Source organism: Amycolatopsis sp. NPDC031561 (genome assembly GCF_055580625.1).
Genome location: NZ_JBVILA010000004.1, coordinates 394,863 through 413,025, shown reverse-complemented (window position 1 = coordinate 413,025; position 18,163 = coordinate 394,863). Strand labels below are relative to the sequence as shown.

Below are 18,163 nucleotides of genomic sequence, written 5' to 3'. Positions count from 1 at the left end.
GCCTCGCCTGTCCACCCCGGACAAGACCCGTCCAGACCTGCGAACGTCGGTAGTGCGGCCCTGCCCGGATGAGCAGAATGCGGTCCATGAAGACTCCCGGCAAGCGATGGAGCGCGCTCCTGCCGCTGCTCGTCGCTCTCCCCGTCCTCGCGGTCCCCTGCGTCGCGCAAGCCGAAAGCGCGCGTGGCTGCTTCGACGACTCGGCGGCGATCACCGTCGAGGAGAAGCGGCTGACCGCGACGATGCCCTCGGGCGGCCCCGCGGTAGGCCCGGAACTCGTCCGGCTCGCCGGATTCGACAAGCTCGTCTCCGAGTTCACGACGCGCCTCTGCGCGACGAAGACCGCTTCGCGCGCGGAGAAGCTCGCGGAGACCGCCGGTGACGGGCTCTGGCGGACCGCCGTCGACCGCGCGCAGGGCCGCCGTCCCGATCTCGGCGGCATCGACAAGGCCGACGACCGGCCCCTGTACTGGGCGCGCCTGCAGATGAGCAAGGCGCTGCGCCAGTGGACGCCGCGCTTCCCGCTGGCGGGCCCCGCCCGGGCGGACCTGCTGAAGACGTTCGACGTCGGCGCCCGCGGCCTCGACGACTCCCGCTTCCCCGCCGGTCCGAAGCTGCGCCGGGTGCTGGTGAGCGGATTCGACCCGTTCACCCTCAACGGCGCGGGCGTCCGCATCGCGAACCCGTCGGGCGCGGCCGCGCTGCACCTGGACGGCAAGGTGATCCCGACGCCGACCGGTCCCGCGCTGGTGCAGGCCGTGTCGTTCCCGGTGGTGTGGAGCTACTTCGACGCCGGGATCGTCGAGGCGGCGTACGGCAAGGCCTTCAAGGACCGCTTCCGCCGTCCGGAACTGATCATGACGATCAGCCAGGGCCGTCCCGGCCGGTTCGACATCGAGCGCTGGGCCGGTGCCTGGCGCGGTGGTTCGCCGGACAACCTCGACGAGCCCGTCCGCGGCCCTGTCCCGCCCGCCGCGGGCTGGCCGCAGCCGGACGCCCAGTTCATCGAAACCACGCTGCCGTACGAAAAGATGCTCGCCGCGCCCGCCGGGGCGTACCAGGTCTTGTACAACCAGGCGTTCTGCGTTTGGCCGGACAGCGGCCGGCCGGGAACCGGAACGGCGGTTTGCCGGACGGACGCGCCGAAACCCGGTGAGATCGCGGCTTCCGGCGGCGGCGGAAATTATTTGAGCAATGAATCGATGTATCGCAGCAACCGGTTGCGGACGGGACTCGGCCTGACCGGGATCGCCGGCGGACACCTGCACACGCCCGTGCTCGGCACCCCGACCGATCCGGCGGCCCTGACCGACGCCGATTTCGAGGCGCGGCGGGCGGCGATCTCGTCGCAGATCGTCTCCCTGCTCACGGCCGCCCTCGGCGGCTCCGCCTCGAAGCCCGCTACGCCCGCTCCGGGTGCTTCGCCCCGCGCCGACGTCCTCGCGACCCCCGGCACGACCCTCTAACCCCATGCAATTCGTCCTCTAGTTGCGGTAGTTCAGCGTCGAACTACCGCAACTAGAGGACGAAACGCGGGCGGATGGAGAGCTAGATGAGCTCGAGCGGGTCGAGCTGGATCCGGATGGGTTCCGGGGCCTTGCGCGCGTCCCGTCGCGCGGCGGCGGCGTGGACGGCGGCGGCGAGCGCCTTCCCGTCCGGACGCGCGACGCGGACCAGGGCCCGCTCACGTTCGGCGTTCCCGTCCTCGTCGACTTCGCCGAGCGGCACCGGGCCCAGCACTTCGCCCGTCTCCGGCAGGGGGAGGTCGTCGAGCAGCCCGGCGACCGCGTCCGGGGTGCCTTCGATACTCGCCATCCGCATCGCGGGCGGGAAGCCGAGTTCGCGCCGCTCGGCCAGTTCCAGGCTCGCGTGCCAGCCCGGGTCCCAGCGCACCAGCGCCTGCACGACCGAGAGACCCGCTTCCACGCCGACGAACACGCGACCGCCTTCGGTCCCCGGCCGCACCAAGGCCGCGGCCGCCATCCAGCGGCGCAGGGTCTCCTCCCCCGCGCGCAGATCCTGCCGCCCCAGCAACGCCCAGCCGTCCAGCAGCAGCGCCGCGCCGTAACCGCCTTCCGCGACCGGCTCGGCCCCGGGCGTGCACACGATCAGCGCCGGTTTTCCGGGCACCGAAGCCAAAACCTCGGTCGCGCCCGAGGTCCGCACCGGGAATCCGGAGAACGCGCGGCCCAGTTCCTCCGCGGTGCGCTTGGAGCCGACGACGACCGCCCGCAGGCGGACGGAACCGCAAGCGGCGCAATGGAAGTTCGTCTCGGGGACACCGCACCACCGGCAGGCGGGCGGCCTCGGCGCGCCGTCGATCAGCCCGCCCGGCAAGGAAAGCGGGCCCGCGCAGCGACGGCAGTGCGCGGACGTCCGGCAGTTGCCGCAGGCGAGCCCCGGAACGTACCCGCGGCGCGGAACCTGGACCAGGACGGGGAATCCGCCCGCCAACGACTGCCGCGCCGCCTCGAAAGCGACCGACGGGAGCCGTGCCGCCTTCGCCGCTTCGTCCCGGGCGACGTCGAAGTCCTCGCCGACCGGCGTGACCCGCGGCGCGGCCGCCCTCAGTTCGGGACGAGCCGCCAAGAGCGGCTGCGCCCAGCCCGACTCCACCAGGAACTGCGCCTCCGCGGTACGCGCGAAACCGGCGACGAGCATGGACCCCTTCGCGGCGTGCGCGCGGTCCATCAGCACGTCGCGGACGTGCGGATACGGCGCGTGCTGGTCGAGGTGGACGTCGTCACCGTCGTCCCACACCACGAACAGGCCGGGATCGGCGACCGGCGCGAACATCGCCGCGCGGGTGCCGACGACGACGCGCACCGCGCCGCGCAGCACCGCGAGCCAGCGGCGGTACCGCTCGGCGGGGCCCAGCCCGGCGATCAGCGCGACCACGGAATCGGCTCCCATCAGCTGGGAACAGGCGTCGTGCAGCCGTGTGAGGTCACGGTGGTCGGGGACGACCATCACGACACCGCGTCCGGCCGCGGCGGCCACCGCGGCGGCTTCGGCGAGCCGTCGCGGCCAGTCCTCCCCTGGCAATGCCTGCCAGACGGCGTTGGCCGGACGCCGTTCCGCGACGGCCTCCAGGAACGCCGGACCGCTCTGGTACTTCTCCCAGGCGGTGGTTTCGGGCGCCTCCGGCGTCGGCGCGGGCTCGGCGGGCGGCTCGCCCTCGACTTTCGCATGCCTCGACGGGATAGCCAGCCGCAGGACGTCGCTGAGCGTGCCGCCGTACCGGTCCGCGACCGACCGGCAGAGCGTGTGCAACGCCGGGGGCAGAACGGCCTCGCTGGACGTCACCCTGTCGATGTACGCCAGCTTGCCGGTGAACTCCGTCGTGTCCGCGCGCTCGACGAGATACCCGTCGACGAGCTGGCCCGCGAACCGGACGCGCACCCGGCAGCCGGGCACGGCGGTTTCGTGCAGCTTCTCGGGGATCCGGTAGTCGAAGGTCCGGTCGAGATGCGTGAGCGGGATGTCCACGACGATCCGCGCGACCGGGTTCTCGGGCGCGGGGTTCTGCGCTCCGCGGCGGCTGGCGGCTTTCGCGCGGGACGGTTTGGCCTTCCGCGCCGGCTCGGCCTTCGGAGGCTCCGGAAGGTCCCACAGGGGGGTCGGTTCGGAACTGCTGCTCACCCGGTGATCTCTACCAGACTCGCTCGCCGCGCCCTGTCACCGCGTGCAATGAAAGTCCCCTTCATTGCAAAATTCGCAGTGAAGGGGACTTTCATAGCACTACTGAACCGAAGCGATCAGGCGCCCGCGGCCGACTTCAGGTCCGCGGCCCGCGCCGTGCTCTCCCACGGGAGACCCAGCTCGGGACGGCCGAAGTGGCCGTACGCGGCCGTCGGCGCGTAGATCGGGCGAAGCAGGTCGAGGTCGCGGATGATCGCGGCCGGACGAAGGTCGAAGACCTCCGTGATGGCGCTCTGGATCTTCGACGGGTCGACCGTCTCGGTGCCGAACGTCTCGACGAAGAGGCCCACCGGGGCGGCCTTGCCGATCGCGTACGCGACCTGGACCTCGGCGCGCGTGGCGAGACCGGCGGCGATGACGTTCTTCGCCACCCAGCGCATCGCGTACGCGGCCGAGCGGTCGACCTTGGACGGGTCCTTGCCGGAGAACGCGCCGCCACCGTGACGGGCCATGCCGCCGTAGGTGTCGACGATGATCTTGCGGCCGGTCAGGCCCGCGTCACCCATCGGGCCGCCGATGACGAACCGGCCGGTCGGGTTGACCAGCAGCCGCACGTTGGAGGTGTCGAGACCGAGGTCGGCGAGTTCCGGGGCGACCACGTGCTCGCGGACGTCGACGCCGAGCATCTGCTCCAGGTCGATGCCGTCCGCGTGCTGGGTGGACACGACCACCGTGTCGAGCCGCACCGGCTGGTCGCCGGCGTACTCGATGGTGACCTGGGTCTTGCCGTCCGGGCGCAGGTACGGGAGCACGCCGTCCTTGCGGACCCGGGTCAGCCGCTGCGAGAGCCGGTGCGCCAGCGCGATCGGCAGCGGCATCAGCTCGGGGGTGTCCGAGCAGGCGTAACCGAACATCAGGCCCTGGTCGCCGGCGCCCTGGCGGTTGATCTCGTCCTCGTCGGACTCGACGCGGGACTCGTACGCGGTGTCGACGCCCTGCGCGATGTCGGGCGACTGCGAGCCGATCGCGACGTTGACGCCGCACGAGTTGCCGTCGAAGCCCTTGGCCGAAGAGTCGTAGCCGATCTTCAGGATCACGTCGCGGACGATGGTCGGGATGTCCGCGTAGGCCTCGGTGGTCACCTCTCCGGCGACGTGCACCTGCCCGGTGGTGATGAGCGTTTCGACCGCCACCCGGCTGCGCGGGTCCTTGGCCAGCAAGCCGTCCAAGATCGAATCGCTGATGGCATCACAGATTTTGTCGGGATGACCCTCAGTCACCGATTCCGATGTGAACAGTCTGCTCGTGGACGCGGTCACGGTGGCCGTCACTCCCTCACCTAGACGTCTGGTGCCCACAAAGTTAGGCACCCCCAGCTTGATGCTCAAGCCTACTGACTATCGGTGAAAGGCCTCTCAACGCTTCATCAAGGTCACAACAGCGTCCCACAATGTGGACGCCAGCTCGGCCTTGGCACCGAGCGGGATCGGGATCTCGGTCCCGTCCGCCCCGAGCAGCCAGCCCGAATTGTCCTCGGTCCCGAACGCCTTTCCCTCGCCGACGGCGTTCACCACCAGCAGGTCCGCGCCCTTGCGCTTCAGTTTGACCCGGGCGTGGTCGAGGACGCCGCCCTTGTCGTCGCCGGTTTCCGCGGCGAATCCCACGACCAGCTGGCCGTCGATCCGGTTGCGCACCAGCTCGGCCAGGATGTCCGCGTTCCGGGCCAGCTCGACGACCGGGTCCGGCGAGTCGTCGGACTTCTTGATCTTGTGTTCGGCCCGGTTCGACGGCCGGAAGTCGGCGACGGCGGCGGCCATCACGACGACGTCGGCGGACGCGGCCTCGGCGTGCATCGCCTGGCGCAGTTCCTCGGCGGTGGACACGTGGACGACCTTCGCGCCCGCCGGATCCGGCAGCGCGATGGTGTGCGCGGTGACCAGGGTGACCTCGGCGCCGCGCTGGGCGGCGACGCGGGCCAGCGCGTAGCCCTGTTTGCCCGACGAGCGGTTGCCCAGATAGCGGACCGGGTCGAGCGGCTCGCGGGTGCCGCCAGCGGAAATCGCCACGCGCACGCCTTCGAGGTCGCGCGGGAGGGCGTCCGGCACGGCGAGCAGGAGCCGGGCGAGGTCGACGATCTCGGCCGGGTCGGCGAGCCGTCCCTTGCCGGTGTCCTTGCCGGTGAGCCTGCCCGCGGCGGGTTCGGCGACGACCAGGCCGCGCGAGCGCAGCAGCGCCACGTTGTCGCGGGTGGCCGGGTGCTCCCACATCTCGGTGTGCATCGCCGGGAAGAAGGCGACCGGGCACCGGGCGGTGAGCAGGGTGTTCGTCAGCAGGTCGTCCGCGATGCCGTGCGCGGCCTTGGCGAGCAGGTTCGCCGTGGCGGGCACGACGATCACCAGATCGGCTTCCTTGCCGACGCGGACGTGCTGGACCTCGGGCACTTCGGTGAAGACGCCGGTGTGCACCGGGTTCCCGGACAGTGCCTCGAAGGTGGCCGCGCCGACGAAGTTCAGCGCGGCTTCGGTGGGGACCACGCGGACGTCGTGACCGGATTCGGTCAGTCCGCGCAGGACCTCACAGGCCTTGTAGGCGGCGATCCCGCCGCCCACGCCCAGAACGACCTTGGGTTTACTCACCCTCGGTGTGCTCGAGCAGGCCGCCGTGGATCTCGCGCAGGGCGATGGACAGCGGCTTCTCGCGCGGGCCCGGCTCGACCAGCGGGCCGACGTACTCCAGCAGGCCCTCGCCCAGCTGGGCGTAGTAGTCGTTGATCTGGCGAGCGCGCTTGGCCGAGTAGATCACCAGCGCGTACTTCGAGCTGACCTTCTCGAGGAGGTCGTCGATGGGCGGGTTGGTGATGCCTTCGAGCTCTTCGTGCAGCGTGGCCTGAGTCGTCACTCGTGGTGCTCCGAATCTTCGGGTTTAGATGTCGCCGGTTATCAAGTTTAGCAACTGCTCGGCGGCGTCTCGCACGTCGGCGTTGACGACGCGCTCGTCGAACTCCCCGGCGGCGGCGAGTTCGCGCTCGGCCTCGGCCAGCCTGGCCTTCACCGCGGCCTCGTTCTCGGTGCCGCGGCCGGTCAGCCTGCCGACCAGTTCGTCCCACGACGGCGGCATCAGCATCACCAGCCGCGCCTCCGGCATCGCCTTGCGGACCTGCCGCGCGCCCTGGAGTTCGATCTCCAGCACGGCGTTGCGCCCGGCGGCCAAAGCCCGCTCGACGGGCTCACGCGGGGTGCCGTAGCAGTTGCCGGTGAACTCGGCGTGCTCCAGCAGTTCGCCCGCGGCGACCATGCGGTCGAACTCGGCGCGGTCGATGAAGTGGTAGTGCTCGCCGTCCACCTCACCCGGCCTCGGCTTCCTTGTGGTCACCGAGACGCTGAAATAGATCTCCGGATCCAGCTTGCGCAGCTCCCCCGCCACGCTCGACTTCCCGACCCCCGAAGGCCCTGATACGACCGTGAGCCGGTGCCGGGAAGAAACTCCCGCCACCGGCTCACCGCCGCGGTCAGCGCCCGGGATCACCGGGTGGTCCTGACCGGTGCCGCTCACTCGCCGCTGAATTCGGCCAGCAGCGCCTTGCGCTGCCGGTCGCCGAGGCCGCGAAGACGACGGCTGGGTGCGATCTCCAGTCGTTCCATGGTCTGCTGGGCACGGACCTTGCCGACGCCCGGAAGAGCCTCGAGCAGAGCCGAGACCTTCATCTTGCCGAGGACTTCGTTCTCCTCGGCCTGCTTCAACACGTCGACCAGAGTGGTACCGCCCCGCTTCAGCCGCTCCTTCAGCTCAGCACGGATGCGGCGGGCGGCGGCGGCCTTCTCCAGCGCCGCAGCGCGCTGTTCCTCTGTCAGCTGGGGAAGTGCCACGTTTTCCTCCGGTAGTTCTCAAATCTGGGTGGGTGTGGCGACGGTACCCACCCGTTACCTCGGCCCACAATGCGGGGGTGGCTGGTCATGACGGATTCCCGGGCCTGCTATTGGCCGTTTTCCAGGGAACCGAGGGAATCCCGTGTCCTCCGAACGGCCGCACGCAACGCTTCGGGATCCGGCCCGTGCTTGAGGACGTCGCGGGACGACGCGGGGAGCACACCCGGCAGTCCGGGGCCGAAAAGTGCCCGCAGATCGGCCGGAGTGGCCCCCTGAGCCCCGAAACCGGGTGCCAGCACGGGACCGTTCAACTCGCTCAGATCGAGCTCTCCCGGCGCGATGGTGGCGCCGACGACGACACCGATGTCACCCAACGGCCCGACACCGGCGTTGTGCGCGGCCGCCGTGTCGACGATGTCCTGCGCGACGGTCTTTCCGTTGGGCAGCAAGGCGTTCTGCAGTCCCTGCGCCTCCGGGTTGGAGGTCCGCGCGAGGACGAACAGCCCCTTGCCTTGCGCCTGCGCAACGTCGATCGCGGGGGCCAGCGAGCCGAAGCCGAGGTATGGGGAAACCGTTATGGCGTCGGCCTCGAGTTCCGCCCCGGACGGCAGGAAGGCCGCCGTGTACGCCGCCATCGTGGAACCGATGTCGCCGCGCTTGACGTCCAGCAGGACGAGCGCGCCCGCTTCCCGGCAGCTCTTCATCGTCTTGGCCAGAACAGCGACCCCAGGAGGCCCGTAGGCCTCGAAAAAGGCCGACTGGGGCTTGATCACCGCGACCTCGGGCGCGATCGTCTCAGCGGCCGTGAGGGCGAACTTCTCCAGACCGCCCGCGTCCGCGGGAAGACCCCACGCCTGGAGCAACCCGGGATGGGGGTCGATCCCGGCGCAGAGCGGCCCCTTCTCCGCGACCGCCCGCGCCAGCCTCGCCCCGAACCGCTCGCTCATGCCTTGGCCTTCAGTGCCGCCTGAAGGCTCTGCAGCGAGCGGACGCCGATGTCGCCCTTGATGACGGCCTCTATCCCGTGCACGGCCGCCGCGGCGCCCTGCACCGTGGTGATGCAGGGGATGTCCCGCGACACCGCCGCGGTACGGATTTCGTAGCCGTCGATGCGCGGACCACTGTTCCCGTAAGGAGTGTTGATCACCATCTGCACTTCGCCGCTGAGGATGACGTCCACGACGTTCTGCTCGCCTTCGGCGGAACCTTCGTAGTGCTTGCGCACGACGGTGCAGGCGATTCCGTTGCGCCGCAACACTTCCGCCGTACCCGAGGTGGCGAGGATCTCGAACCCGAGGTCCGCCAGCCGCTTCACCGGGAACACCAGCGAGCGCTTGTCGCGGTTGGCGACGGAGACGAACACCTTGCCCGACGTCGGCAGCGAACCGTAGGCCCCGGCCTGGGACTTGGCGAACGCCTTGCCGAAGGAGACGTCGACGCCCATGACCTCGCCGGTGGACTTCATCTCCGGGCCGAGCAGCGAGTCGACACCGTGGCCCTCGGGGGTGCGGAAGCGGTGGAACGGCAGGACCGCCTCCTTGACCGCGACCGGCGAATCGGCGGGCATGTGGCCCCCGTCACCCTCGGCCGGGAGGACGCCGGACTCGCGCAGGTCCTTGATCGACGAGCCGGTCATGATCAGCGCCGCGGCCTTGGCCAGCGGCACCGCGGTCGCCTTCGACACGAACGGCACCGTCCGCGAGGCGCGCGGGTTGGCCTCCAGGACGTACAGGACGTCGTCCTTGAGCGCGTACTGGACGTTCAGGAGCCCACGGACGCCGACGCCGCGCGCGATGGCCTCGGTCGAGCGGCGCACCGTCTCGATGTCGGTCCGGCCCAGCGTGATCGGCGGCAGCGCGCAGGAGGAGTCGCCGGAGTGGATCCCGGCCTCCTCGATGTGCTCCATGACGCCGCCGAGGAAGAGGTCGTCGCCGTCGAACAGCGCGTCGACGTCGATCTCGATGGCGTCGTCGAGGAAGCGGTCCACCAGCACCGGGTGCTCGGGGGTGACCTCGGTGGCGCGGTGGATGTAGCCGGCGAGCGACTCCTCGTCGTAGACGATCTCCATGCCGCGCCCGCCCAGGACGTAGGACGGCCGCACCAGGACCGGGTAGCCGATCTTGTCGGCGATCCGCTTGGCGCCCTCGAACGAGGTCGCCGTGCCGTACTTCGGCGCGGGCAGCCCGGCGTCGGTGAGGACCTCGCCGAACGCGCCGCGGTCCTCGGCGAGGTGGATCGCGTCCGGGGAGGTGCCGATCACGGGCACGCCGGCGTCGGCGAGGCGCTTCGCGAGCGAAAGCGGCGTCTGGCCGCCCAGCTGCACGATGACCCCGGCGACGGTGCCCGACTCCTGCTCGGCGTTGACCACTTCCAGGACGTCCTCGAACGACAGCGGCTCGAAGTAGAGCCTGTCCGAGGTGTCGTAGTCGGTGGAGACGGTCTCGGGGTTGCAGTTGACCATGACCGCTTCGAAACCGGCCTCGCGCAGGGCGATCGCGGCGTGCACGCACGAGTAGTCGAACTCGATGCCCTGCCCGATGCGGTTGGGCCCGGAACCGAGGATCAGGACCTTCGGCTTCTCGGTCTGCGCGGTGATCTCCGACTGCGCCGCGGGATCGGTCTCGTAGGCCGAGTAGTGGTACGGCGTCTTGGCCGCGAACTCGGCCGCGCAGGTGTCGACGGTCTTGTACACCGGCCGCACGCCGAGACGGCGGCGCAGCGCGCGGACGCCGTCCTCGCCCGCCAGTTCCGGCCGCAGCGAGGCGATCTGGCGGTCGGAAAGGCCGGTGCGCTTGGCGCGGCGCAGCAGCGGCTCGTCGAGCACCTGGGCGTCACGGACCTCGGAACCGACCTCGCCGATGAGGGCGATCTGGTCGATGAACCACGGGTCGATGCCCGAAGCCTCGTGGATCTGCTCGACGGTGCCGCCGAACCGCAGCGCCCGCTCGACCTCGTAGATCCGGCCGTCGTGCGGCGTGCGCAGAGCGTCCAAAATGGACTCCAGCGTCGCGCCTTCGGGATCGGGGCGGGTCCAGAAACCGGTGGCCTTGGTGTCGATGGACCGCAGGGCCTTGCCGAGCGCCTCGGGGAAGCTGCGGCCGAACGACATCGCCTCGCCGACGCTCTTCATCGTCGTGGTCAGCGTGGGGTCCGCGCCGGGGAACTTCTCGAAGGCGAACCGCGGCACCTTCACCACGACGTAGTCCAGCGTCGGCTCGAAGGCCGCCGGGGTCTCGCCGGTGATGTCGTTGCGGATCTCGTCGAGGGTATAGCCGATGGCGAGCTTCGCGGCGATCTTGGCGATCGGGAAGCCGGTCGCCTTCGACGCCAGCGCGCTCGACCGGGAGACCCGCGGGTTCATCTCGATGACGACCATGCGGCCGTCGGCCGGGTTGATCGCGAACTGGATGTTGCAGCCGCCGGTGTCGACGCCGACCGCGCGCAGCACGTCGATGCCGACGTCGCGCATGTGCTGGTACTCGCGGTCGGTCAGGGTCATCGCGGGCGCGACGGTGACCGAGTCGCCGGTGTGCACGCCCATCGCGTCGATGTTCTCGATCGAGCAGACGACCACCACGTTGTCGTGCCGGTCGCGCATGAGCTCGAGTTCGAACTCCTTCCAGCCGAGGACGCTCTCCTCGATGAGCACCTCGGTGACCGGCGACTCGTCGAGGCCGGTGGAAGCGAGCCGCTCCAGCTCCTCGTCGGTGTGCGCCATGCCCGAGCCGAGCCCGCCCATGGTGAACGACGGCCGGATGACGACCGGGAGGCCGACCTCGGCGACGGTCGCGCGGACCTCGTCCATCGTGGTGCAGACGCGGCTGCGCGGGGTCTCGGCGCCGATGTCGGCGACGATGTTCTTGAACTTCTGCCGGTCCTCGCCGCGCTGGATGGCGTCGATGTCGGCGCCGATCAGCTCGACGCCGTACTTCTCCAGGACACCGCGGTCGTGCAGGGCGACAGCGCAGTTCAGCGCCGTCTGCCCGCCCAGCGTCGCGAGGATCGCGTCGGGGCGCTCCTCGGCGATGACCTTCTCGACGAAGTCCGGCGTGACCGGCTCGATGTAGGTCGCGTCGGCGAACTCGGGGTCGGTCATGATGGTCGCCGGGTTCGAGTTCACCAGCGAGACGCGCAGTCCCTCTTCGCGGAGTACGCGGCATGCCTGGGTGCCGGAGTAGTCGAACTCCGCCGCCTGGCCGATCACGATCGGCCCGGAGCCGATCACCAGCACGTGCTGGATGTCTGTCCTCTTCGGCATTACTTGGCCTTCTCCATCAAAGCGACGAACTCATCGAACAGGGGGGCCGCGTCGTGCGGGCCGGCGGCGGCCTCGGGGTGGTACTGCACCGAGAACGCGGGGACGTCGAACGCGCGGACACCTTCGACGGTGTCGTCGTTCGGGCAGTAGTGCGAGATCTGCGCGGCGCCGAACGGCGTCTCGAACCGCTGGCCCGGCTCGCCTTCGAGGGCGAAACCGTGGTTCTGCGCGGTGATCGCGACCCGTTTCGTCGCCACGTCGATCACCGGGATGTTGATCCCGCGGTGGCCGTAGCGCATCTTGTAGGTGCCCAGCCCCAGCGCGCGGCCGAGGATCTGGTTGCCGAAGCAGATGCCGAACAGCGGGATTTCCCGCTGCAGCACCGCTTTCGTCAGCTCGGTCGCGTGCGCGGTGGTCGCCGGGTCGCCCGGGCCGTTGGACAGGAACACGCCGTCCGCCTCGACCGCGAGCAGTTCGTCCACAGTGGACGACGAGGGCAGCACGTGCACCTCGATGCCGCGCGCGGCCATCATGCGCGGGGTGTTGGACTTGATGCCCAGGTCCAGCGCGGCCACGCGGAACTTCCGCTCGCCCTGCGCCTCGACCACGTACGCCTGCTTGGTGCTGACCTCGCCGGCGAGGTCGGCGCCCTTCATCTGCGGGCTGCCCTGCACCTCGGCGAGCATCTGCTCGTCGCTGCCCAGCGCGTCACCCGAGAAGACGCCGGACCGCATGGCGCCCTGCTCGCGCAGGTGCCTGGTCAGCGTGCGGGTGTCCACTTCGGAGATCCCGACGACGCCCTGGCGCTCCAGTTCCTCGTCCAGCGTGCGCTTCGAGCGCCAGTTGGACGGGGTGCGCGCGGGGTCGCGGACGACGTAGCCGGAAACCCAGATGCGCGAGGACTCGTCGTCCTCGTCGTTCCAGCCGGTGTTGCCGATCTGCGGCGCGGTCTGGACCACGATCTGCCGGTGGTAGGAGGGGTCGGTCAGCGTCTCCTGGTAGCCGGTCATGCCGGTGCAGAACACCGCCTCGCCCAAGCTCCGCCCACGGGCGCCGTACGCGGAGCCGCGGAACACGCGGCCGTCCTCCAGGACCAGCGCGGCGGGGGTCCTGGAACCGTTCGTGGTGCTCATCAGGCACCTCCCTTGATGTCGTTGCGAGTGTCTTGCAAAGCTTCGATCCACTGTGGATAGTCGTCGACGTCGTCGCCGCGGAATCCGGTGTCCAGTTCGACGTCACCGGCGAGCCAGGTGACGACGAGCAGCGAGTCGATGCCCATCACCTTCCCGGCCATCCCCTTGTCCTTGCGGACGCCGGTGACGGAGGCACGCGGGATCCAGAAGTCCGGGGCGCCGCCGCGTTCGATGGCGATGCCATCGGCGTGCAGGCGCCAGACCGCGCCGGTGCGCAGGCCCGCGCCGCGGGTGACGACCCGCTCTTGCCAGTGCCCCGCCGTCGTCGTGCTGATGTAGACGCCGGTCGACTCGATCAGCGCGTCGCCGGGCTCCGCCGGGATCTCGGCGAACGGCGGCACCTGGACGCTCTGCGCGCGGGACTTCCGCCGCCAGCCGCGCCACATCAGGAGGACGCAGACGAGGAAGAAGGCGAAGACCGCCAGGGTCAGCAGGATCCGGTCGCTCATGGGGTGATCTTCCCTTCCCGCGCGGTGATCCGCCCGCGCAGCAACGTCGCCGTCACCACGCCGGGGAGCCGCATTCCTTCGTACGGGGTGTTCGCCGCGATGCTCGCGAACTCGGCGCCCCGCACGGTCCATTCGGTGTCCGGGTCCACCAGTGTCAGGTTGGCCGGTTCGCCGACCTCGATCGGACGGCCGTGGTCGGACAGGTTCCCGATCTCGGCGGGCCGCTCGCTCATCACGCGCGCGACGCCCCGCCAGTCCAGCAGGCCGGTGCGGACCATGGTCTCGACCACGATCGACAGCGCGGTCTGGAGACCGAGCATGCCGGGGCGCGCGGAGTTCCACTCGCAGTCCTTGTCCTGGACCGCGTGCGGCGCGTGGTCGGTGGCGACGCAGTCGATGACGCCCTCGGCCAGCGCGGCGCGCAACTTCTCGGCGTCGGACCCGGTGCGCAGCGGCGGGTTGACCTTGTTGACCGGGTCGTAGGTGGCGAGCCGCTCGTCGGTCAGCAGGAGGTGGTGCGGGGTGACCTCGGCGGAGACCTTGGTACCGCGCTCCTTGGCCCACTTCAGGATGTCGGCCGTGCCCGAGGTCGAGACGTGGCAAACGTGCAGCCGCGCGTTCGCGTGCCGCGCGAGCAGGCAGTCGCGGGCGACGATCGACTCCTCCGCCGAAGCGGGCCAGCCGGTGTAGCCCAGGCGCGCGGAGTTCTCGCCTTCGTGCGCTTGCGCGCCGACGGTCAGCCGGGGCTCCTCGGCGTGCTGCGCGATGACGACGCCGAGCGCCGTCGAGTACTCCAGCGCGCGGCGCATCAGCAGCGGGTCCGCGACGCAGAGGCCGTCGTCGGAGAAGACCTTCACCCGGGCCTCGGACTTCGCCATGGTGCCCAGTTCGGCGAGCTTCTCGCCCTTGAGGCCCACAGTGACCGCGCCGACCGGGTGCACGTCGACCAGCCCGGCCTCCTGGCCGCGCCGCCACACGTGGTCGACGATCACCGCGTTGTCGGCCACCGGGTCGGTGTTGGCCATGGCGAACACGGCGGTGTAGCCGCCGAGCGCGGCCGCGGCCGAACCGGTCGCGATGGTCTCGGTGTCCTCGCGGCCGGGTTCACGCAGGTGGGTGTGCAGGTCGACGAAACCGGGGAGCAGCACCTGGCCGCCCGCGTCGATCACTTCGGCGTCTGAGGTGTCTTCGGGGACGTCGAGCGCACCGATGTCGGTGATCACGCCGCCCTCGACGAGTACGTCGACCGGGTCGCCCTCGCCGTAGGGTCGGGCGCCCTTGATCAGGACGGTGGTCACGCGGCGGCTCCTTCGCTGGCGAGCAGGTGGTAGAGGACCGCCATGCGTACGTGGACGCCGTTGCGGACCTGTTCGGTGATGGCCGAGGCCGGGGAGTCGGCGACCGCCGAGGCGATCTCCATTCCGCGCAGCATCGGGCCGGGGTGCAGGACGACGGCGTGCTCGGGCAGCAGCTTCATCCGCCGTTCGTTGAGGCCGTACGCGATCGAGTACTCGCGCGCCGAGGGGAAGAAGCCCCCGTGCATGCGCTCGGCCTGCACTCGCAGCATCATGACCGCGTCGACCGCGGGCAGTTCGGCGTCGAGTTCGTGCGACACCGTGACCGGGAGGCTTTCCACCCCGGCGGGCAGCAGCGTCGGCGGCGCGACGAGCACCACTTCGGCGCCCAGCGAGGACAGCAGGTGGATGTTCGACCGCGCGACCCGGCTGTGCAGGACGTCGCCGACGATCGCGATCCGGCGGCCCTCCAGCGAGCCGAGCCGCTCCCGCAAGGTCGCCGCGTCGAGCAGCGCCTGCGTCGGATGCTCGTGGGTGCCGTCCCCCGCGTTGACGACCGCCGTCCCCGCTTCGGCGAGCCAGCCCGAAAGCCGCTGTGCCGCACCGGATGCGGGGTGCCGGATGATCACGCAGTCGGCGCCCGCCGCGGCCAGCGTCAGCGCGGTGTCCCGCAGCGATTCGCCCTTGTTGACCGAGGAACTGGACGCGGAGACGTTGATCACGTCGGCGCTCATCCACTTCCCCGCGATCTCGAACGAGACGCGGGTGCGGGTCGAGTTCTCGTAGAACAACGTGATGACGGTGCGGCCGCGCAACGTCGGCAGTTTCCGGACCTCGCGGCCCAGCAGGGTGTGCTTGAGCTCTTCGGCGGTGTCCAGCACGGCTGTCGCGAGCGCCGGGTCGAGCCCGTCGGTGGCGAGCAGGTGCTTCACGATCGGTCTCCTTCTGGTGAAGCGCTCTCATTCAACGACCGGAGCAGAACCGAGTCCCGTCCGTCCACTTCGGACAGCAGGACCTCGATCCCCTCGGCACGCGAGGTGGGCACGTTCTTGCCCACGTAGTCGGCGCGGATCGGCAGTTCGCGATGGCCGCGGTCGACCAGCACGGCCAGCTGGACCGCGCGCGGGCGGCCGTGGTCGCGCAGGGCGTCGAGGGCGGCGCGGATGGTGCGGCCGGAGAACAGCACGTCGTCGACCAGGATCACCACCGCGTCGTCGATACCGGTCGGCGGCAGCTGCGAATGTTCGAGCGCGCGGGGCGGGCGGCGGCGGAGATCATCACGGTAGAGCGTGATGTCCAGCGCGCCGGTCGGCGGACGGATGCCGGAGAACTCGGCGATCTTGTCCGCGAGCCGCAGAGCGAGCGGGGTACCCCGGGTGGGGATGCCCAGCAACACGGGCGGAGTCGAGTCACCGGCACCGAGAGCGGTCTTCTCGATGACCTGGTGGGCCATTCGGGCGATCGTGCGCGCGACATCCCCGGACGAGAGCAGCTCGCGCTCTCCCGCCGGTTCCGCCGCGCCACGGGGACGTGACGACAAGGCGGACCTCCTTCCCCGCCTCTCTGGACGGGTCCTTAAAGGACGTCGACTTCCTGCGTGGCGAGGAAATCGGATCGACACTAGCAGGAGCGGGACCTCAGTCTTATGGGTGGCGCGCCCCAGGTGACGAACGCCTCTCGAAAGCACCCGCTTGACCTGGTGACAACTATGCGTAACCATTACTCTGAGTATTCGACTCTAGAGTCCCCTGGACCGGTCACTTCGACCGGTTGGGGGTGAGGAAACGGAGAACCACCAGATGGGCGATTACGCCAAGGCGCTCGGGGCCAAGCTCCGGGGGATCCGCCAGCAGCAGGGCCTGTCCCTGCACGGGGTCGAGCAGAAGTCCGGAGGCCGCTGGAAGGCCGTCGTCGTCGGCTCGTACGAGCGCGGCGACCGCGCCGTCACCGTGCAGAAGCTCGCCGAGCTGGCCGATTTCTACGGCGTGCCGGTGGTGGAACTGCTGCCGGAGGGCCGGGTGCCGTCGGGTGCCGAGCCAGCCACGAAGATCGTCATAAACCTGGAGCGCCTACAGCAGCTCCCGGCGGAGAAGGTCGGACCGCTCGCCCGCTACGCGGCCACCATCCAGAGCCAGCGCGGCGACTACAACGGCAAGGTGCTCTCCATCCGCACCGAGGACCTGCGTTCACTGGCGATCATCTACGACATGACCCCCGGTGAACTCACCGAGCAGCTGATCGACTGGGGTGTGCTGCCGCCCGAGGCTCGACCGTCCAAAGAGGACTAGAGATGGCGACGTTTTCGGTCCGGGGGGACCGGAAACGCCAACCCGCACCATCGAGCATGAAAACGGGCCGTGCCCTCGGCAGAGGACACGGCCCGTTGTGGTACGTCTTCTAGAGAACCGCTCGGAGACGGTCGGCGATCGTGCCGATGCGGCCGAGCACACCGTTCACGAAACGCGGCGAGTCGTCGGTCGACAGCTCCTTCGCCAGCCCGACGGCCTCGTCGATGGCGACCGGGTCCGGCACGTCCGTGGCCCACAGCAGCTCGTAGACGCCGACCCGCAGCACCGCCAGGTCCACCGGCGGCATCCGGTCCAGCGTCCAGCCCTGAGCGTGCTCCGAGAGCAGCTCGTCGATCTGGGTCTTCCGCCCGGTGACGCCCTCGACCAGCGAGATCGTGTAGTCCGCGATCGGGTCGACCTCGACCGAACCGACCCTGTCCGCCAGCAGCGTCACGGCGTCGGCACCGCGCTGGGCGGCCTCGTACATCATCTCGACGGCACGCTTGCGCGCCTGCCGTCGGCTGATCGGCCCACCGCGGTTCGGCGACTTGGCTGACTTGTCTGAACCGGCCATCAGTTGGAGACGCGACCCAGGTAGCGGCCGTCACGGGTGTCGACCTTGATCTTCTCGCCGGTGGTGAGGAACAGCGGCACCTGGATCTCGGCGCCGGTCTCCAGGGTGGCCGGCTTGGTGCCACCGGTGGAACGGTCGCCCTGCAGGCCGGGGTCGGTGTGCTGGACGATCAGCTCGACCGAGGTCGGCAGCTCGATGTACAGCGGCGTGCCCTCGTGCACCGCGACCTGGACCTCGAAGTTCTCGAGCAGGTAGTTCGCGTTGTCGGCGACGGTCTCGGCCAGCACGGTGATCTGGTCGTAGGTCTCCGAGTCCATGAACACGAAGTCCGCGCCGTCCTTGTACAGGTACGTCATGTTGCGGCGGTCGACGGTGGCCGTCTCGACCTTCGTTCCCGCGTTGAAGGTCTTGTCGACGACCTTGCCGGTCAGCACGTGCTTGAGCGTGGTGCGGACGAACGCGCCGCCCTTGCCCGGCTTGACGTGCTGGAACGCGGTGACGGTCCAGAGCTGGCCGTCGAGGTTGAGGACGAGCCCGTTCTTCAGGTCGTTGGTGGTGGCCACGAGTGTGCAGTCTCCTGTGTCGATCTTCCGGGCCG

17 protein-coding genes are annotated in these 18,163 nt (G+C 70.0%); 2 read left to right on the top strand and 15 right to left on the bottom strand.

The features are described from left to right. Nucleotides 1-86 precede the first annotated feature (86 nt). Nucleotides 87-1,466 (top strand): pyroglutamyl-peptidase I, encoded by a 1,380-nt coding sequence (locus ACZ5IK_RS13595; RefSeq protein ID WP_465487954.1) that lies wholly within the window; start codon nt 87-89, stop codon nt 1,464-1,466. 82 nt (nt 1,467-1,548) lie between these two features. Here ACZ5IK_RS13595 and ACZ5IK_RS13590 read toward each other — a convergent pair whose 3' ends face one another. The 13 genes from ACZ5IK_RS13590 to pyrR form a co-directional block, all read right to left on the bottom strand. Beyond that, a complete protein-coding gene (locus tag ACZ5IK_RS13590) occupies nt 1,549-3,642 on the bottom strand; it encodes a primosomal protein N' (protein ID WP_465487953.1) in 2,094 nt (697 codons plus the stop codon). Between the two features lie 116 nt (nt 3,643-3,758). After that, nucleotides 3,759-4,961, bottom strand: coding sequence for a methionine adenosyltransferase (gene metK, locus ACZ5IK_RS13585; RefSeq protein ID WP_465488025.1), 1,203 nt, complete (start codon nt 4,959-4,961; stop codon nt 3,759-3,761). A gap of 96 nt (nt 4,962-5,057) precedes the next feature. After that, entirely contained in the window at nt 5,058-6,278 is a 1,221-nt protein-coding gene (gene coaBC / locus ACZ5IK_RS13580; protein WP_465487952.1) for a bifunctional phosphopantothenoylcysteine decarboxylase/phosphopantothenate--cysteine ligase CoaBC, read from the bottom strand. Then, nucleotides 6,271-6,540 (bottom strand): DNA-directed RNA polymerase subunit omega, encoded by a 270-nt coding sequence (gene rpoZ / locus ACZ5IK_RS13575; RefSeq protein ID WP_005152353.1) that lies wholly within the window; start codon nt 6,538-6,540, stop codon nt 6,271-6,273. Before rpoZ ends, coaBC begins: the two co-directional genes overlap by 8 nt. Nucleotides 6,541-6,564: 24 nt before the next feature. After that, nucleotides 6,565-7,194 (bottom strand): guanylate kinase, encoded by a 630-nt coding sequence (gene gmk / locus ACZ5IK_RS13570; RefSeq protein WP_465487951.1) that lies wholly within the window; start codon nt 7,192-7,194, stop codon nt 6,565-6,567. After that, the gene (mihF, locus tag ACZ5IK_RS13565; RefSeq protein WP_003096398.1) at nt 7,191-7,508 is read right to left on the bottom strand and encodes an integration host factor, actinobacterial type; all 318 of its coding nucleotides are present in this window, start codon (nt 7,506-7,508) and stop codon (nt 7,191-7,193) included. Before mihF ends, gmk begins: the two co-directional genes overlap by 4 nt. Nucleotides 7,509-7,615: 107 nt before the next feature. Beyond that, a complete protein-coding gene (gene pyrF, locus ACZ5IK_RS13560; RefSeq protein ID WP_465487950.1) occupies nt 7,616-8,455 on the bottom strand; it encodes an orotidine-5'-phosphate decarboxylase in 840 nt (279 codons plus the stop codon). Further along, nucleotides 8,452-11,766 carry a carbamoyl-phosphate synthase large subunit gene (gene carB, locus ACZ5IK_RS13555; protein ID WP_465487949.1) on the bottom strand — a complete coding sequence of 1,105 codons (3,315 nt, stop codon included), beginning with the start codon at nt 11,764-11,766 and terminating at the stop codon, nt 8,452-8,454. Before carB ends, pyrF begins: the two co-directional genes overlap by 4 nt. Then, the gene (gene carA, locus ACZ5IK_RS13550; RefSeq protein WP_101606738.1) at nt 11,766-12,899 is read right to left on the bottom strand and encodes a glutamine-hydrolyzing carbamoyl-phosphate synthase small subunit; all 1,134 of its coding nucleotides are present in this window, start codon (nt 12,897-12,899) and stop codon (nt 11,766-11,768) included. The genes carB and carA overlap by 1 nt, the downstream gene beginning before the upstream one ends. Next, nucleotides 12,899-13,408: a PH-like domain-containing protein gene (locus ACZ5IK_RS13545; protein WP_465487948.1), complete on the bottom strand. Its 510-nt coding sequence runs from the start codon at nt 13,406-13,408 to the stop codon at nt 12,899-12,901. Before ACZ5IK_RS13545 ends, carA begins: the two co-directional genes overlap by 1 nt. Next, entirely contained in the window at nt 13,405-14,706 is a 1,302-nt protein-coding gene (locus ACZ5IK_RS13540) for a dihydroorotase (protein ID WP_465487947.1), read from the bottom strand. The genes ACZ5IK_RS13545 and ACZ5IK_RS13540 overlap by 4 nt, the downstream gene beginning before the upstream one ends. Beyond that, nucleotides 14,703-15,635, bottom strand: coding sequence for an aspartate carbamoyltransferase catalytic subunit (locus ACZ5IK_RS13535; RefSeq protein ID WP_410662614.1), 933 nt, complete (start codon nt 15,633-15,635; stop codon nt 14,703-14,705). The genes ACZ5IK_RS13540 and ACZ5IK_RS13535 overlap by 4 nt, the downstream gene beginning before the upstream one ends. Beyond that, nucleotides 15,632-16,243, bottom strand: a complete 612-nt coding sequence (pyrR, locus tag ACZ5IK_RS13530; protein WP_465487946.1) for a bifunctional pyr operon transcriptional regulator/uracil phosphoribosyltransferase PyrR — start codon at nt 16,241-16,243, stop codon at nt 15,632-15,634. The genes ACZ5IK_RS13535 and pyrR overlap by 4 nt, the downstream gene beginning before the upstream one ends. Nucleotides 16,244-16,502: 259 nt before the next feature. On the opposite strand from pyrR, the gene bldD reads away from it, so the two are divergent. Next, complete coding sequence (gene bldD / locus ACZ5IK_RS13525; RefSeq protein ID WP_003096372.1) at nt 16,503-16,991, top strand: transcriptional regulator BldD; 489 nt, start codon at nt 16,503-16,505, stop codon at nt 16,989-16,991. 109 nt (nt 16,992-17,100) lie between these two features. Here the strand turns inward: bldD and nusB are convergent, their stop codons facing one another. Further along, the gene (nusB, locus tag ACZ5IK_RS13520) at nt 17,101-17,565 is read right to left on the bottom strand and encodes a transcription antitermination factor NusB (protein WP_101606734.1); all 465 of its coding nucleotides are present in this window, start codon (nt 17,563-17,565) and stop codon (nt 17,101-17,103) included. Next, nucleotides 17,565-18,128 (bottom strand): elongation factor P, encoded by a 564-nt coding sequence (efp, locus tag ACZ5IK_RS13515; protein ID WP_101606733.1) that lies wholly within the window; start codon nt 18,126-18,128, stop codon nt 17,565-17,567. The genes nusB and efp overlap by 1 nt, the downstream gene beginning before the upstream one ends. Between the last annotated feature and the right edge of the window lie 35 nt (nt 18,129-18,163).

Coding starts and splice junctions, on each gene's coding strand:
- ACZ5IK_RS13595 (WP_465487954.1), top strand. CDS start 87: ATGAAGACTCCCGGCAAGCGATGGAGCGCGCTCCTGCCGCTGCTCGTC.
- pyrF (WP_465487950.1), bottom strand. CDS start 8,455: ATGAGCGAGCGGTTCGGGGCGAGGCTGGCGCGGGCGGTCGCGGAGAAG.
- carB (WP_465487949.1), bottom strand. CDS start 11,766: ATGCCGAAGAGGACAGACATCCAGCACGTGCTGGTGATCGGCTCCGGG.
- carA (WP_101606738.1), bottom strand. CDS start 12,899: ATGAGCACCACGAACGGTTCCAGGACCCCCGCCGCGCTGGTCCTGGAG.
- ACZ5IK_RS13545 (WP_465487948.1), bottom strand. CDS start 13,408: ATGAGCGACCGGATCCTGCTGACCCTGGCGGTCTTCGCCTTCTTCCTC.
- bldD (WP_003096372.1), top strand. CDS start 16,503: ATGGGCGATTACGCCAAGGCGCTCGGGGCCAAGCTCCGGGGGATCCGC.
- nusB (WP_101606734.1), bottom strand. CDS start 17,565: ATGGCCGGTTCAGACAAGTCAGCCAAGTCGCCGAACCGCGGTGGGCCG.